Below are 15244 nucleotides of genomic sequence, written 5' to 3'. Positions count from 1 at the left end.
GGGAAAGGCATGGAGGAACCACAATCACAATCAAATGCCAAACAGGCGTTACGCTTTGATCCCGCACATCATTTTGTTAACTTACCAATTGCCTTAATCGTGTTCATCTGGTCTTGCATCAATCTATTCACTGCATTACGAGATGGGCAGTCTGTGGCTATGTATGCCTTGCTGTTTGGCATCACCTTAGGATTATTGCTTGCTGTGTTGAAAATGCGTGTCTATGCAACGAAGACACAGGATCGGATCGTGAGGGTAGAGGAGCAATTCCGCCATTTTCGTTTAACAGGCAAGGAATTAAATCCCAAGCTTACGCTAGCCCAAATCATTGCCCTGCGTTATGCAGGGGACAATGAATTACCAGCACTGGCAGAGCGGACAGCTAGCGAAAATTTACAGCCGGCCGCTATTCAAGCCGCGATTAAAAACCGCCGCGTGGATACGATGCGGATTTAAGAACAGTGGTACCATACAAAAAAAGGACCTCCCCCACTAAATTAGTGGATAGGAGGTCCTTTTGCTTTTCATGTGGGATCGGACTCAGGTCGTGTTTGTCCTTTGCTCCATATTGATCCTTTTTACACCTTCACTCGGTCATAGGCTGAGCTTTCCGGCGTTTTTCTTTTAACAAAAAGGTGAGTGGGATAGCCAATATACAAATGATCGTAGCCGCCATAAAAACATCCTGAACGCCCAAGGTCATACCTTGCTCTCGTAGTAATGATGTGCTTGCCGCTGCACCTTCACTGAGCTCTTGCTGGTGAGTTAACGACCTGGCAGCGAGCATGGAGCTGAAAATCCCGATGGACAAAGCTCCTGTAGCTTGTCGTACCCAGTTCGTTACGGACGAGGCATGTCCGGATTTTTCTTTGGGAATGGCAGACATCCCCGCATTCATAACCGGCATAAAGGCCAAGGCAATCCCCACATAACGGATCGTCATCCAAACCGCCACATACATATGAGTAGCCTGCAGCGTAATATGGCTTAACTCCCACGTCGAGATGGTCAACAATATAATGCCGCTAAGAATCAGCCCAAATGGGCCTATTTTGCTATACAGCCGGCCAACAATCGGTGAAAACAACGCCATAACCAAGGAACCGGGCAGCAGCACCAAAGCCGTATTCAAAGCCGTAGATTGCTGGACATCCTGCAGGAATACCGGAATTAAAAAAGTTCCCGAGTATAACGACGCGGTAATAACGCAATTAATGATTAAGCTGTACGTAAAGCGGCGGGATTGAAACACACTCAGGTTAAGCAAAGGCTCCTTCAAGGAAAGCTCATGGCGAATAAAATAAACCAAGGTTGCTGCCCCAATACATAGGAGTGACAAGGTTTTCCAGGAGGTCCAGCCCCAGCCATTGCCTTCACTAAAAGCAAGAATGATGAACGTGCTGCTAATAAGCACGGTAATAAAACCGGATAAATCGAAAGTCTTCGACTGGCTTGCCCGTTGATAGGGAAGGCATTTGAACGCAACTGCAATAGCAGTAAGCCCGATTGGCAAATTAAGAAGAAACAACGATCTCCAGCCCCAATATTCCGTAAGCCAGCCTCCAAGTGTCGGTCCAAAAGCTGGTGCCAGCATGGAGGAGAGGCTCCATAAGCTCATCGCGAATGCCTGTCTATCTTTTTCAATAAATTGATAGATCATCGTCATGGTAGTAGGGATAATTAATCCGCTGAATACCCCTTGCAAAATCCGAAACAACACCAACGATTCAATATTCCATGCGACCGTACATAATCCAGAGAATAACGTGAAGCCTATAAGAGCAAATAGGTATAAACGTTTATAGCTCCAGCGGTCACCAAAATAGCCAACAACCGGAGCGACAACTCCTGTAGCCAGCAAAAATCCGGTAATCATCCATTGAACAGCGCCTAATTCGGCATGAAAATCCTTCATAAATATTGGAAAGGCAACATTGATCGTTGTAGAACTGAGAATGGACATAAAATTTCCGAAAAAAATCGATAAAATAATTAACCAGAACGCTGAATTAGCAGTTGCTTTGCTTGCCATGGTAGTGTCCGCCTTTCATCACTGCTATCAAACACAACGAGAACGAGGTATATTTTTCATATAGTTGTATGATACAATCATTTATGTACATGTATTATACAACTACATGCGATAAAGTCAATACCATGGAAAGGAATGATAAATCGATGGAAGAAAAGGATCTGGAGTTGATCGATTATGAATTAGTTGTTCTTATTCGCCGCACTTCCTTGGATAAGGAGCTGGGAGGGCTTGACCGATCTACCTATACGCTACTGACACAGCTGTCTAAGAATGGACCTATTGGAGTCAAGGCATTAGCGGACGAGTTTCGATTGGACGTATCGACAATAAGCAGGCAAACGACGGCTTTGGAAGCAAAGGGCTATGTACAGCGGTTACCTGATCCAACTGATGGGAGATCCAGTTATTTTCAAGTGACAGAAGAAGGGATGCGTAAAGTAGGGGATGCCAAAAAAGCCCGGATAGCCAGGCATACAAAGCTATTTAAGGATTGGTCGGATGAGGAAAGGCAAAGGTTCGGAGAGCTACTGGCAAGATTGAATCGGACATTTATTGAGTAAGCGTAGCAGAAAAGCCCTCAAATCCACTGAATTTCAGGGAAATGAAGGCATCTTTTTTTATAATACCTTCAAGCCTTGCTTGTATACCTCACGAATGTGAATATGGTAGTGTTCACCTTCTAAGTCGAACAAGACGATGTCGGCAAAAGCACCTGCATCTAGGCGTCCATGTTCGCGCAGGTTAAGCAGCTTCGCAGGCCTGGCCGATGCCATCTCCCACGCTTCCGCGAGGCTGGTGATGCCTTTGCTGTGCAACAGCTCGATGCCTGCGGCCAGCATCTGGGAGGAGCCCATTAAAATCGAACCCGGCAAATCCGTTGATTTGCAGGTCAACAAGCCCTGGCGCGATCCAGGGGAGCGTGCTATCCAAGCCATTGACTGTTTCATCTACGCTTCCCAGCTAGTTATTCGCCCGTCTTCAACATGTAGACGAATAGCGGCGCTGTCAGTAAGGCGTTTCCCATCAATCAATCGTTTCGCGTTTGCTTCCATTAAACGGTACCATATGAATCTGTGTCCACATAAAGTATGCAATCGGCATGCTGGCGAAGGATGGTTGCCGGGCAATCCGTGGAAATGGCAGCGTTTAAGGTTTGTTGAACTGCTTGGTGTTTGGTTGAACCTGGAACCATACAAAACAAATGTGTACCCGACATTAACGTAGGGATGGTAAGCGTTAAAGCATGCGTAGGTACGTCATTAAAGGTAGCAAAGCATCCATCGTTAACCTGCTGCTGCCGGCAGGGGTCATCTAGCTCCACTACTTTGATCGAAGCGGGATCTTGAAAATTTGCAACCGGTGGATCATTAAAGGCGATATGGCCATTTTCACCTATACCCATACATACGATGTCGATGGGTGCTTTAGCCAGCAATTGGCTATAGTACTCGCATTCCGAAGCGATGGACGCGCTGCTGTTTATCAGATGGACCGTACCCGGCTTAACGATATCAAATAAACGCTCCGATAAAAACCTCCCGAATCGTTGTGGGGCTTCGAGGGATAACCCAATATATTCATCCATATGAAAGGCTGTGACACGGGACCAATCGATCCCCGACGCGGCTATAAGTGTCTCCAAAAATTCATTCTGTGACGGTGCCGCTGCAAAAACCATTCGTATATTAGCTTTCTGGTCGAGTAGCTCGCGCATTTTTGCGGCAACTGCAGCTCCTGAGCTTGCGCCAAGAGATTTGCGGTCTTTGAATACTTGAACCTTTAAGGAATCAACTGAATAATCTTTTAACGGCTGGGCTACATTTGTCATAGAGAAAATCTCCTTTTTGAATAATTGGTATAAATATTATACTAAATATAGTATGTACGATTTGGCGCTATTTTGCAACGTAAAATATAGGGTTGGACTCCTGTGCTTACTATGATAAATTATTAACAGTATCCAATATGTACAACATGAAGGGAGCCATTAAATGGTAAAAGAAGGTTTCGTATCTTTATGGGTAGGCAATATTAGTACCCCTGCAGTTTTAGAAGAGCTTATGCTGGTTGCTTATTCAGAAGAGGGGGAATCTATTCCTTCGCTATTTGCTACTTATTTTGGGCTTCCTTATTATGATGATGCGGTTAGAGAAGCCGAATATCGGGAGTCGCCAAGCCATGAAATGGAGCAATTGCTGGCAGGCTTTTCGTATGAGGAAGCCATTACCCCCCGATTTATAGCCTTGACACAACAAACATGGCCACATCCGTTTAATACCGTTATATTGTTATATAATTTTCATTATACGGGGGATATTCAGCAGATAGCTTTAGAGCCTATTAAATTGCAATTTCTAGGTGCTGTCCCCTATCAATAGCATGAAAAAAGAGCCTCTTCTCCACAAAGTGAATGGAAAACAGGCTCTGCCGCGAATCATCAATGCGTATGAAATATCTAGTTCACTCTCACAATCTTACACTCGCCATTGTCAATGGATCATCAAAATATCCCGAATCTCTTGCTCCGAAAGCGTACTTAAGGCTTCCTGTCCAGGCTGAATCACTTCGTCGATCAAGCTTTTCTTTTTCTGCTGCAACTCGTACATCTTATCCTCAACGGTGCCTTGTGTGACAAGGCGGATGACTTGGACTACATTTTTTTGTCCAATCCGATGTGCCCGGTCAGCGGCCTGCTGCTCCACAGCGGGGTTCCACCAGAGATCGTAGAGAATAACCGTGTCAGCCCCTGTTAGATTCAGCCCGGTGCCGCCGGCTTTTAACGAGATGAGGAATAGTTCATGCTCACCCTTATTAAACCTGTTGCATAGCTCTACACGCTGGGAGGCAGGGGTGCTTCCGTCCAGGTAAAAATAGGGCACACCTTGGTAGCCAAGCTCGCGACCGATCAACTCCAGCATCTTGGTGAACTGCGAAAATATAAGCATTCGCTTGCCTGCGCTTCGGCATTCCTCGATAATTTCCAGCAATTGCTCGAACTTGGCGGAGCTTCCTGAATAGCCTTCAACGAATAGCGCAGGATGGCAGCAGAGCTGGCGAAGCCGAGTTAGGCCGGCGAGTATCTTGATCCGATGCTTCTGAAAGCCATCCTCGCTCAAATGCTTCAGGGTTTCCTGCTGGAGCTGGGCCAAATAGGCGACATATAGCTTTTTCTGCTCCGGGAGCAGCTCGGAGGCTTGCAAGGATTCGATCTTATCCGGCAGCTCCTTCAGCACATCCGTTTTCAAACGGCGCAGCAGAAACGGACGGATGCGCTTGGCAACATTTTCGCGGGATAGCTCGCTGAACACTTTTCGCACCGGGAATAAAGCCGGGAAGACAACATTGAAGATCGACCACAATTCCTCGATCCGGTTCTCCACAGGCGTACCGGTTAGGGCAAAACGGTATTGCGCCTGGATCTGCTTTACGGACTGCGCTGTTTGGGTGGTATGGTTTTTGAACATCTGCGCCTCGTCCAATATCAAGGTATGGAAGGACTGCTTGGCATACTGCTTAATATCTCTGCGCAGTAACGGGTAAGAGGTGATGATCACATCCACTTGGAAAACATGGGTGAGCACCAAATCACGCTCTGTTTTAATACCATCGGCTATGACCGCTTTAATCTCCGGCGCGAATTTTTGCAGCTCATTGCGCCAGTTGTAGACAAGAGAAGCAGGGCAGACAATGATCGCTGGCAATGTTAATTGTCGGATTTCGGGCAGCACCGATACTAGAAAAGCGATGCTTTGAAGGGTTTTACCAAGCCCCATATCATCTGCGAGAATGCCGCCAAAATGGTAATGGGCTAAGGTCTTCATCCATTGGAAGCCATAAATCTGGTAATCCCGAAGCACCGTCGACAAGCCGATGGGTACGGGAAAATCCAGATTATCTGGATTGCGGATGTTCTCCAATAACCTGCGAAAAGATTTGCCTAGCTTGACAGCATGGCCTTGCTGCTGTGAATCCATCAGATGCAAGGCATGTAGCACGGGAAGCTGCCCACCGGTTCCTTTCACTTCCATATCGCGAATGCCGGATTCATTCATAAATTGCATAATTTCCTGGAACTCGTCTCCCTCCAGAGGCAATAAGGATCCATTGGGCAAGCGGTAGTATTTGCGCTTCGCCTCCAGCGATTTCAACAAATGGCGAATTTCGGCTTCCGGGATTCCTTCCATATCGAAACGGAACTCCAGCCAGTCGGTTCGTTCATTCAGCTCCACGGCTACCTTTGGATGGATAGGTCCGGTATGAAGCCTAACTTTGACAGCAGAGGTGGCATACACATCCAGCAGCTTTTCGAGCTGTGGAACTGTATGGTACAGAAATTCATACTCGGCTTCTTCATTATCGATAAAATAGCCGCTTTCCGTTTGGACAACTGAGCTATGCTCCATAAGTGCCAATATTCGCGCTTCTTGTTCTCCATCCCGCATCAGAATTCGGTCGGTTCCCCGCTTCTGGAGGCTACCCTCCAACGGATTCACAATAATATCGCCATATTGGAATTCCAGTCCGGCCAGCAGCCTATCTTTTACACGATCCAAGTACAGCTTGGCTATTAAGGGAGTATGCACAATTCGCTCGGATACGGCTTTGGCGATGCGGACACTGCCCATTTTCATCAGTCCAGGAATGACCTTATCCATAAAAGCTTCCATTTGCACGGGGGCGATTTGGATTTGCTGCTTCCGCGATACTTCGAGCATTTGCTTCATCTCGGACAGCTGTTTGCCTTGTTCAGGCTGCAGCTTCAGGAACTTTCCATCGTAAAGCACCATTCCGTACGATTCCATCACCGTAATTTCATCTAAGCCCTGAATGTCCAGCTGATAGCCCACAGGATCCGTATCGGCTAGACCTCGCTCCAGCTGTTCGGCTTGGTCGAATTCAAAACGAAGGGGAAGCGGTTCATCCGAGAGCTGGAGCCCTTCGAAAATACGCCTGCCTTGCTCCAGTTTAATCAGTGGTGCCGCTTCAAGTAAGGGGAATAAGGCTTCCCAGGAAAAAGCGGGGATCAGCAGCAGCCGCTCGCCGCCAGCCGTACTGGAATGAGAGGGATAATGGCTTATGGTTTCCTTGTACATCTGTTCATTGTCGTAGATTTGGATGAGCTGCTGGAGGATTGCATCGTCCTCCTTCTGCAAGCTATGAAGCAATGGATCGTAAATAAAATGCTTAGAAAAGACAAAAGCTTCTTTGCGTTCCAGCTTTTCGAGAAAATCCCTCAGTTTTTGTACAATATATAAACGTTTGGTCCCGAGCTTCATTTCGATGCCAAACATTGATTTTCGATAGCTGTAAGGGAAGGGCTTGAGGGTAAACTCTACGGTAAGCTGGGTTCTTGTATCAAAAAGAGCCCGGCTACTAGTTGTTCGCTTGGGTTGGTTGCCGAACAATCCCAGCATGCTATCGGTTAGCCGATGATCGGCAGAGGCCTGCCTGGACGCTCTGTTCATTTGGGCAACACGCGGCTCGATATAACCGGGATCGTTCCTTCCTTGGGTTTCTGGATCAAGCAAGGAGGAGACTGCACGAATAGGAGCTTGGCCGCTTCCGCCTTGCTCGGTATGGTGGATGCTTAACAAAACGGCGGCAATGTGCTTGCAGTTATTGCCATTTCCGAGATAGGCAGGACAAGTGCATTCGGCGTATACGTCCCCGTTGCGATCAATTTCTACAATCACCTGATAGCTGCGGCTGCCCTCAACTGCGGCTTTAAAAAGAGAAGGATCGGCATCATATTGGGTGAAGCTTACTTTTCCAGCCCGCACGTAGTCTTCTCCCTTGTCGTAGGAGGTCTGCCCGCATAATAATTTAATAACCCGCTCAGTTAGTTGAAAGCCCATAGCCTTGATCCTTCCTTTTGTAAATATAGGGTAGACGAACTTAAATAAAGCTGATGAATATTGATCTTTGCTATTTATGAAGGCATGTTATCCTGTGCAAAACGGACAAAAGCTTGTACTAATGGGGAAGCGTCCGTCCGACGCCAAGAAATTCCCATCGAGGCTTCAGGTAATTGGCTCCGCATATCCAAGTAAGCGACATCCTTGGTATGTAAATTCATCGCAGATTGCGGCACAACCGCGATCCCGAGTCCTGCTGCAACAAGGCCGATCACCGTTTGGAACTCAAACGCTTCCTGCTGAATAATGGGATTGCAAAATGCCAATACCTCATCGTATAGACCCGCCCAGGTTTTGCGGGATAACATCACGAAGGGGTAAGGTGCCAAGTCGGCAAGAGAAACATTCGGTTGAACAGCAAGCGGATGCTGCTTGGGGACCGCTAACACGCAAGGTACCGTAGAAACAATTTCCGTGCATAGGTTATCGTCATGTATCGGAGGGCGAAGCACGCCGATATCAATTTCTTCCTCATGTAAAGCGACCATTTGGGCAGGTGTAGATAATTCCAACAGATGTACAAGGACATCCGGATATAACCTACGGAATTCTCGTAACACTCTTGGAAGTATATCATAGGTGGCAGAGCCGACGAAACCTATTGTAAGCTTGCCTTTTTCCCCACGGTGGACACTGCCGGAATGCTCGATCGCCCGATGAAGCTGATCGAATAATTTGCGGATTTCGTCAGCAAATACTTGCCCCGCGTCAGTAAGCTCTACAAGCCGGTGGTTTCGATTAAATAGCGGAAACCCCAGCTCCTTTTCAAGGTTTTGAATTTGCAGGCTTAATGGAGGCTGCGTCATTCTGAGGCGCTCGGCAGCTCTGCTGAAATTTAATTCCTCCGAAACCGCTAGAAAATATTGTAATTGCCTAAGCTCCATCATCCCCACTCCTTCGCTTTCATTATACATAAAATGTATAACAAAGCTACAAACTATATATTGGACACTGGATTTTTTTTGGGTTATGCTACGATTAAATCATGTACTCGAAGGGAGCAAGCTATCCATGTCATTAAGTCCTATCAAATCAGGTCAACTCGAGGTAGGCTCCGTTACGGAGGATTGGACGGGGGATGCCCGTTTCTACGAATATGCTAGTGCGGCTGACCCGATCGGCTCGGGTATGATCAGCCCTATCCCTACAGCACAATTTAAAGCCGACTTATATAACAGCGGTGAAACACGGATCGTAAAATTGGATTTATCTGAGCAATTACGCACTCCTTATCCGGCTACAAGCCCATCACTGCTTGCCCATTTTATACGAATACTTAAGGACGATTCACTTACTACCCAGCCCAATGCAACGAGTGAATTGTATTATATTATTTCCGGCAAGGGCCACTCCGATATTAACGGGTTCACGATAGAGTGGAAAAAGGGTGATTTTATCACGTTGCCTGCTGGATCAAGCAGCCGCCATACCGCGGTCGAGGATAGTACCATCTATTATATATTGGATACCCCGCTACTTGATTACCTTGGAGTGAGAGCCAGTGAAGCCCGTTTCAGCCCAACGATTTTTACTGCTGAAGAGGCTCAGGCAAAGCTGGATGAGGTTGCGAATGCACCCGATGCCCATTTGAAAAACAGGATATCTATCCTGCTGAACAACCAAAAGTTTGACCAAACCTTAACGATCACTCATGTCCTTTGGGCAATGTATGGTATTGTACCTGTTGGCTCTAACCAAGCACCGCATAGCCACAAATCCGTTGCGCTTGATTTTGTCGCTTATGCCGAGCCCGGTGCCTACACACTGGTTGGAGACCAGGTTGATCCTGTGACCAAGCATATTATTGACCCGATCCGAATTGATTGGGAGGTAGGTAAAGCATTCGTCACCCCTCCGGGCTTATGGCACTCTCACCATAATGAATCGGGCAAGCCGGCGTATATTATCCCGATCCAGGATGCGGGGCTACAAACGTATTTGCGTACATTGGACATCCAGTTTTTCCATTATGATGAGTAATGACTGGGCATGACGAAACGAGTAGCCAAGTTTTGCAAGCGTAATGTGGAAAGGACCGAGGCAGCAAGCGTTGTGGATCTATTGCGCAAAGACTTTGCCGAAGAGGTGGACGTCAGTATCGTCGACTGCTTCCGTCGTTGCCTTCAGTGCCATGTATTACCGTTTTGCCGCATCCAATTGACGACAATTGAGGATGGCGATGCACAGGTACTGGCGAAGCGAATTATGGATCAGGTGCGACAGGGATAAAAAGGTTACCGCAAAAGATGAATATGAAGTTCCCGAACGATTTTGCAAAGCCTTGTCGTTACAGCAAAGCCCTCTGTCCATTGGATAGAGGGCTTATGTTTATGCTTTAAACGATAACTCTTGCTGTGCCAAGAGCAAAGTGATGCCATAGAATATGCTCAATACGATCAGCTTGCTCGTCTTTACAATCGATAATTAAGATGACTACAGGATTTTTACCACGTAGAAGCCGTTGGCGGTTTTTAACAATTTTATTTATAAATATATCAATCAGGAAGCCTAACAAAAAACCGCCAACGGCTCCAATCAGCCCCCAATAAATAGGTCCCCACTGTAAGGAGAAACCGACGCTTGCCCCAATGACAGAAAAAGCCGTTCCAAGAGCGGCTCCTGTACTGATAAGCGAAATGCCATCCGCATTGTGTATAGTGTCGAACATTCTTCGTTCCGTTTTTTGAATGGTTAAAGGAACTGCAAAAATATGCTCTTTCTTTATTCCTTCAAGCTCTAAAGAGCTAATAGCTAGCTCTAAAGAAACAGAATAGCCAAAGGTAGCTATAATTTGCATCATTTTTGCACCACGATTCCTTTTTTTAAGCGAAACTTGGGATTATGATAATTTTTTATTAAATAGTTTTTTAGTTCGTTTTCAAATAGCTTATTGTTTTCCACTGTACTGACATAAGAATCATAAGTGGAAAATCCCCACATGGAGGGCATGTATAGGAGCCACTGTTTATCCAATATCGTGGTTGCTTGTTGAATCTCGCCCAAAAAAAGAAGCTGCACGGCAATTAGAGTTTTTGAAAAATACAAAAAGATGATGGTCCAAATTAAGGAAAAAAATGCGGATAACAATCTATGAATATGTAAATGTCCAAGCCCCGGCATAAATAAAGACCAAATGATGGACATCGTCGGACTCCGTTTGTCCAAATAGTTGATTTCAAGAGTATTGATGCTATAGGCATTAAAAGGCGCGTTTTCCCTCTCTGCTAGTATATATACGTTGTTCATATCTACGGTGGTGCGATAGCTATCCCAGATGCTAAACATGTACACGGGAATGTACATTAGCATCCATCTGGAATCCAGTGATTGCTTGGCAAGCTCCATATCTCCGCAAAAGGTATGGACTAAAGCTAAATTGAGTTTGGCTTGATTATTTACGAAAACCTCCCATAGAAACAGGACAAATCCCCGAAGGTATTTACTTAGTAAAAGATGGCCAAATCCGGGAAAGGCGGCAGACCACCATGCAATCACATAGGGGTTGCGCAGATGGAACTGAGTGGTGCCACCGATGCCGACATGGGCTTTGTAACGCCTGTGTTGGTTATTATTGCGGAAGGTATCCATAGCAACATCCCTTATGTTTGTTCATACTTGACAGCCGTAGAAGATGCTCATTCAAGGCTCATTTGAGGCAGGCGGTTTGTGCTGGTTTAATTTTTTTTTCATGTACAGACCAATGCCAACCCCGATAAAACATAATAACATCGGCAGCCATACAGGGCCAAAGTACCATCCCCATAGCTTCTTATCCGAGTAGATCAGGCCTACTGTTGCAAGAAAAGCCGCTAAGACGAATGGGAGATAAGAGTAAGGCAATAGACCACTGCCCGCCTCTTTATATGCGTCCCACATACCGAACATATAAACACAAGGATAAAACATAAGCCATTGGTAATCCGTCTCTATGACGGCTTGCTGAATCTCCCCATGAAAGCTTGAAATAATTACCTGATTCAAATTGGATTGCACATTTACAAGAAATTCCAGGCTAATCAGAATTAACCCCTTGAACACACGCCCATTTAACAGCTGCCCAAATCCTGGCAGGGCAATACTCCAAAGAAGAACCTCAATACGTTTATTGTTGCCCATTCCATTCACGTCTTATCATTAGATAATTGGTCTCTGTCCGCAGCCTGTGGCGGTTTTTCCATCCAACCGTTCTCAATCATAAGTTTGGCTCCATCCTCGGTATATGAAGCGATTTCGGCCGTTAACCGAATATAATTAGTTCCAAGGTCACTTCTAGGGCTCAGGCCTAGACTAACACCATAATGGCCTATGCCTGCTGCGTTTAGAGTTAACGTATGAAACATCATAAGCTTGTCTGAGTAGGTAGTCGTTGTGGAATCCGTTGGTAATGTGCTCCACGCGCTAGAGGATGGCAGAAATTCGCTGCTCAATAAAGAACCGAATATTTCTACATGCTTGTCGGCAATATTCCTGCCCCGAATCAAATAATCGCGAATTTTCGGAGAAGTGGCAACTTGGCTGAAGCCCATTAATAAGGTGCGGCCCAGTTGGTTTTGGATCAGGTTAAAATAAATATTGGACATCTCAATCGCATTTAAAGGTCTATTGCGACCAAACCACCCCGCTAAATAGCTTTGTTTTTGGATATACTCGACCATTTGCGGCTTTGGAATAAAAGGAGCGCGAATAAAAGTTCCTTTATTCAGCATAAGCTCGGTTGCTTTATTGAGAAGCTTGGCCGATTCATTCAAGCATTCCGTATAATATTCACACATATCCAAACGAGCAGAGTTGGACAAGCTCTTGGCATATGAGGCCAAACCGATTTTTCCGATATTTTGGATATAGAATAAATAAAAATCGTCCGTAAATAAACGTGGAGCTTTCATATTAACATCCACTTCAGGCTGGAATCCCGCAGGAATTGGAAATTGCTCCTCATTAAAAAATGCTTTTAACTTGTTGATATGCGCTTGTGACTGCTGATAGGCATACTCCAGAACAGACCGAGTTTCCACATCTTCTACATGTATTAAGAAAAAACCAATCGTACAAACCGCCATAGTATCATTTTGGTAATTAGTCCATATATTAGCAATTTCGGCAGATGTTAAATTGATTTTGTGATGGGTTGCAGCATTGTTTCCCATAATATGATTACTCCTCCAAGTAGGTATAGGTTATTCAATAGAATTTCCATGAAATTGAAAAATATACAATCCATAAGTTGAAATTGCAATTGTCGAATCCGTCTATGCCGACGAAATGTTTCGCGATTCGAGCGCGAATGAGAATGTGTAACGGATGGTCGCTCAAATTCAGTAGATTATTGGGAAAGGAGTGATTGTGTACTGGCAGTTTGGTGCCCTGCATCCAACAAAAATATAAAAGCCAGCTTCACGGCGAAAAATTTAAAGAAGCCGTTTATGCAGGCGAGCTATTTACAGATAGCAGTGATACGGAAAATCCTTAATAAAGCTGGGAAAGCTTTAGACTACTGTAACGATAAGTGGGCTATAGCTTTTTTTATGGGATTAGTCATCGGAAGGCAGGCGGCAGCAATGAACCTCGATAAGCTAATATCAAATATCAGATACTTAAATAAAAAACAACTTGTCTTTTTCATGGGCTAGTTGTTTTTTATTTTTTTGTATTTACATTTACATAAAAATAGATATAATAAAGAAATGGACATTCTAAAAGTAATTAAAGCTTTGTCTAATGAAACACGGTACAATATTTTGGATTGGTTGAAAACGCCGGAAGATAATTTCAGTCCACAAATCCATTTAGCCAAGGATGGTGACTTCCAAGGCGTATGTGTAGGCTCCATTTCAGAGAAAACGGGGCTGGCACAATCGGTTGTTTCTGGTTATTTGGTCAAGCTGCAAGCAGCTGGTTTGCTCGAATCCCGAAGGATCGGACAATGGACCTATTACAGACGTGATGAGGAGGGTATTAGAAATTTTGTCGCTTACCTTCAAAGCGAGCTTTAAGCATAGCTGAACATAGGCTTGAAGCTTTTTTTTTGGTATATATATTTATATTTATGTAAATATAGATTTTAGATGATTTAAAAATCTACTATTAACTGGAGGCTCCATAATGAGTAATATGAATGAAGTTGAACAAGCCCAATCTGTTAAATCCTTGTTTAAGCCGTTTACGCTTGGCAAGCTGGCACTAGCTAACCGTGTCGTGATGGCTCCTATGACCAGAAGCTTTTCACCTGATGGCGTTCCTGGCGCCGATGTTGCCGCTTATTACCGCCGCCGCGCAGAAAATGGTGTTGGCCTGATTGTAACGGAAGGCACATTGATTAACCATCCCGCGGCAGGCGGCCTTAACGTGCCTAATTTCCATGGCGAAGCTGCGCTGAATGGGTGGGCACAGGTCGTGAAGGAAGTTCACGAAGCTGGTGGCAAAATTATTCCGCAGATCTGGCATGTAGGCTTGACAAGGGAAATTGGAAGCTTACCGAACCCGGAGGCCTTGCCAATCGGGCCGTCCGGTCTCGATTTGAATGGCAATAAGGTGACTGAGCCTATGAGCATAGCAGAGATTAACGCAATAGTCGAGGCTTTCGCGCAAGCGGCAGGCGATGCCAAACGCTTAGGCTTCGATGGCGTGGAAATTCATGGTGCGCACGGTTATTTGATCGACCAGTTTTTCTGGGAGCGAACGAATCAGCGCACTGACCAATACGGCGGAGATATGGTAGGCCGTACCCGTTTTGCTGTCGAGGTGATCGAGGCATGCCGCCGTGCGGTAGGTCCCGATTTCCCGATCTTCCTGCGTATTTCGCAATGGAAATCGGCTTTATACACAGCGAAGCTGGCGGAAACGCCTGAGCAGCTGGCATTATTCCTGGCTCCGCTTGTGGAAGCAGGGGTTGATGTATTCCATTGCTCGACCCGCCGCTTCTGGGAGCCGGAGTTCGAAGGCTCTGAGCTGAACTTTGCCGGATGGACGAAGAAGCTGACTGGCAAGCCAACCATTACGGTTGGATCGGTCGGGCTTGACCAAGAATTTATGAGTCTATTCATAGAAGGCAAAGGTGCCGAGAATTCCAATCTTGAGCAGCTGATCGAAAAGCTGGATCATCATGAGTTTGATTTGGTCGCCATCGGTCGTGCCTTGCTGGTTGATCCCGCTTGGGCTGCCAAAATTCGCGATGGACGCGTTGACGAGCTAGTTCCTTTTACCGCGGACGCCTTGAAAAAATTATATTAATTTCGGCTCTATGCAGAAACAAGTGCTTGACGAATGCGGAGTAGCTAAATTGGAGTTAGAAGGA

At 45.7% G+C, this 15244-nt stretch carries 16 protein-coding genes; 7 read left to right on the top strand and 9 right to left on the bottom strand.

The genetic code is table 11. The features are described from left to right. Nucleotides 1–9: 9 nt before the first annotated feature. Nucleotides 10–456 (top strand): DUF6526 family protein, encoded by a 447-nt coding sequence (locus G9U52_RS11965; RefSeq protein ID WP_166149754.1) that lies wholly within the window; start codon nucleotides 10–12, stop codon nucleotides 454–456. Nucleotides 457–586: 130 nt separating this feature from the next. On the opposite strand, the gene G9U52_RS11960 is transcribed toward G9U52_RS11965, so the two are convergent. Then, entirely contained in the window at nucleotides 587–2032 is a 1446-nt protein-coding gene (locus tag G9U52_RS11960) for an MDR family MFS transporter (protein ID WP_166149752.1), read from the bottom strand. Nucleotides 2033–2178: 146 nt separating this feature from the next. On the opposite strand from G9U52_RS11960, the gene G9U52_RS11955 reads away from it, so the two are divergent. Beyond that, entirely contained in the window at nucleotides 2179–2595 is a 417-nt protein-coding gene (locus G9U52_RS11955; protein WP_166149750.1) for a MarR family winged helix-turn-helix transcriptional regulator, read from the top strand. 57 nt (nucleotides 2596–2652) lie between these two features. Here G9U52_RS11955 and G9U52_RS11950 read toward each other — a convergent pair whose 3' ends face one another. Continuing rightward, nucleotides 2653–2982 (bottom strand): amidohydrolase family protein, encoded by a 330-nt coding sequence (locus G9U52_RS11950; protein WP_166149749.1) that lies wholly within the window; start codon nucleotides 2980–2982, stop codon nucleotides 2653–2655. A gap of 104 nt (nucleotides 2983–3086) precedes the next feature. Then, nucleotides 3087–3863 carry a glucosamine-6-phosphate deaminase gene (locus G9U52_RS11945; RefSeq protein ID WP_166149748.1) on the bottom strand — a complete coding sequence of 259 codons (777 nt, stop codon included), beginning with the start codon at nucleotides 3861–3863 and terminating at the stop codon, nucleotides 3087–3089. 163 nt (nucleotides 3864–4026) lie between these two features. Here G9U52_RS11945 and G9U52_RS11940 point away from each other — a divergent pair, with 163 nt between their 5' ends. Next, nucleotides 4027–4413 (top strand): immunity 22 family protein, encoded by a 387-nt coding sequence (locus G9U52_RS11940; protein ID WP_166149747.1) that lies wholly within the window; start codon nucleotides 4027–4029, stop codon nucleotides 4411–4413. 111 nt (nucleotides 4414–4524) lie between these two features. Here the strand turns inward: G9U52_RS11940 and G9U52_RS11935 are convergent, their stop codons facing one another. Beyond that, on the bottom strand, nucleotides 4525–7890 hold the full coding sequence (locus G9U52_RS11935; RefSeq protein ID WP_166149746.1) for a DEAD/DEAH box helicase: 3366 nt from the start codon (nucleotides 7888–7890) through the stop codon (nucleotides 4525–4527). A 74-nt stretch (nucleotides 7891–7964) separates the two neighbouring features. Continuing rightward, a complete protein-coding gene (locus G9U52_RS11930) occupies nucleotides 7965–8834 on the bottom strand; it encodes a LysR family transcriptional regulator (protein WP_166150695.1) in 870 nt (289 codons plus the stop codon). A gap of 127 nt (nucleotides 8835–8961) precedes the next feature. Between G9U52_RS11930 and G9U52_RS11925 the strand changes: the two genes are divergently transcribed. Continuing rightward, nucleotides 8962–9930, top strand: a complete 969-nt coding sequence (locus G9U52_RS11925; RefSeq protein ID WP_207952932.1) for a cupin domain-containing protein — start codon at nucleotides 8962–8964, stop codon at nucleotides 9928–9930. A gap of 9 nt (nucleotides 9931–9939) precedes the next feature. Then, nucleotides 9940–10179 carry a DUF1450 domain-containing protein gene (locus tag G9U52_RS11920; protein ID WP_166149745.1) on the top strand — a complete coding sequence of 80 codons (240 nt, stop codon included), beginning with the start codon at nucleotides 9940–9942 and terminating at the stop codon, nucleotides 10177–10179. A gap of 106 nt (nucleotides 10180–10285) precedes the next feature. Here the strand turns inward: G9U52_RS11920 and G9U52_RS11915 are convergent, their stop codons facing one another. The 4 genes from G9U52_RS11915 to G9U52_RS11900 are packed head-to-tail and all read right to left on the bottom strand — an operon-like array spanning nucleotide 10286 to nucleotide 13097. Beyond that, a complete protein-coding gene (locus tag G9U52_RS11915) occupies nucleotides 10286–10750 on the bottom strand; it encodes a hypothetical protein (RefSeq protein WP_311764851.1) in 465 nt (154 codons plus the stop codon). Continuing rightward, nucleotides 10747–11538 (bottom strand): hypothetical protein, encoded by a 792-nt coding sequence (locus G9U52_RS11910; RefSeq protein WP_166149744.1) that lies wholly within the window; start codon nucleotides 11536–11538, stop codon nucleotides 10747–10749. The genes G9U52_RS11915 and G9U52_RS11910 overlap by 4 nt, the downstream gene beginning before the upstream one ends. 51 nt (nucleotides 11539–11589) lie before the next feature. After that, on the bottom strand, nucleotides 11590–12066 hold the full coding sequence (locus tag G9U52_RS11905) for a hypothetical protein (RefSeq protein ID WP_166149743.1): 477 nt from the start codon (nucleotides 12064–12066) through the stop codon (nucleotides 11590–11592). 5 nt (nucleotides 12067–12071) lie between these two features. Further along, on the bottom strand, nucleotides 12072–13097 hold the full coding sequence (locus G9U52_RS11900; RefSeq protein ID WP_166149742.1) for a DUF3231 family protein: 1026 nt from the start codon (nucleotides 13095–13097) through the stop codon (nucleotides 12072–12074). Between the two features lie 537 nt (nucleotides 13098–13634). Here G9U52_RS11900 and G9U52_RS11895 point away from each other — a divergent pair. Both G9U52_RS11895 and G9U52_RS11890 read left to right on the top strand, forming a co-directional pair. After that, on the top strand, nucleotides 13635–13943 hold the full coding sequence (locus G9U52_RS11895; protein ID WP_166149741.1) for an ArsR/SmtB family transcription factor: 309 nt from the start codon (nucleotides 13635–13637) through the stop codon (nucleotides 13941–13943). A gap of 109 nt (nucleotides 13944–14052) precedes the next feature. Next, the gene (locus tag G9U52_RS11890) at nucleotides 14053–15180 is read left to right on the top strand and encodes an NADH:flavin oxidoreductase (RefSeq protein WP_166149739.1); all 1128 of its coding nucleotides are present in this window, start codon (nucleotides 14053–14055) and stop codon (nucleotides 15178–15180) included. The last annotated feature ends 64 nt before the right edge of the window (nucleotides 15181–15244 follow it).

Source organism: Paenibacillus agricola (genome assembly GCF_011440305.1).
Classification (GTDB): domain Bacteria; phylum Bacillota; class Bacilli; order Paenibacillales; family NBRC-103111; genus Paenibacillus_S; species Paenibacillus_S agricola.
Note: the sequence above shows the minus strand (reverse complement) of the source record. Positions and strands in the feature narration are given on the sequence as shown.

Coding starts and splice junctions, on each gene's coding strand:
- G9U52_RS11965 (WP_166149754.1), top strand. CDS start 10: ATGGAGGAACCACAATCACAATCAAATGCCAAACAGGCGTTACGCTTT.
- G9U52_RS11960 (WP_166149752.1), bottom strand. CDS start 2,032: ATGGCAAGCAAAGCAACTGCTAATTCAGCGTTCTGGTTAATTATTTTA.
- G9U52_RS11955 (WP_166149750.1), top strand. CDS start 2,179: ATGGAAGAAAAGGATCTGGAGTTGATCGATTATGAATTAGTTGTTCTT.
- G9U52_RS11950 (WP_166149749.1), bottom strand. CDS start 2,982: ATGAAACAGTCAATGGCTTGGATAGCACGCTCCCCTGGATCGCGCCAG.
- G9U52_RS11945 (WP_166149748.1), bottom strand. CDS start 3,863: ATGACAAATGTAGCCCAGCCGTTAAAAGATTATTCAGTTGATTCCTTA.
- G9U52_RS11940 (WP_166149747.1), top strand. CDS start 4,027: ATGGTAAAAGAAGGTTTCGTATCTTTATGGGTAGGCAATATTAGTACC.
- G9U52_RS11935 (WP_166149746.1), bottom strand. CDS start 7,890: ATGGGCTTTCAACTAACTGAGCGGGTTATTAAATTATTATGCGGGCAG.
- G9U52_RS11930 (WP_166150695.1), bottom strand. CDS start 8,834: ATGGAGCTTAGGCAATTACAATATTTTCTAGCGGTTTCGGAGGAATTA.
- G9U52_RS11925 (WP_207952932.1), top strand. CDS start 8,962: ATGTCATTAAGTCCTATCAAATCAGGTCAACTCGAGGTAGGCTCCGTT.
- G9U52_RS11920 (WP_166149745.1), top strand. CDS start 9,940: ATGACGAAACGAGTAGCCAAGTTTTGCAAGCGTAATGTGGAAAGGACC.
- G9U52_RS11915 (WP_311764851.1), bottom strand. CDS start 10,750: ATGATGCAAATTATAGCTACCTTTGGCTATTCTGTTTCTTTAGAGCTA.
- G9U52_RS11910 (WP_166149744.1), bottom strand. CDS start 11,538: ATGGATACCTTCCGCAATAATAACCAACACAGGCGTTACAAAGCCCAT.
- G9U52_RS11905 (WP_166149743.1), bottom strand. CDS start 12,066: ATGGGCAACAATAAACGTATTGAGGTTCTTCTTTGGAGTATTGCCCTG.
- G9U52_RS11900 (WP_166149742.1), bottom strand. CDS start 13,097: ATGGGAAACAATGCTGCAACCCATCACAAAATCAATTTAACATCTGCC.
- G9U52_RS11895 (WP_166149741.1), top strand. CDS start 13,635: ATGGACATTCTAAAAGTAATTAAAGCTTTGTCTAATGAAACACGGTAC.
- G9U52_RS11890 (WP_166149739.1), top strand. CDS start 14,053: ATGAGTAATATGAATGAAGTTGAACAAGCCCAATCTGTTAAATCCTTG.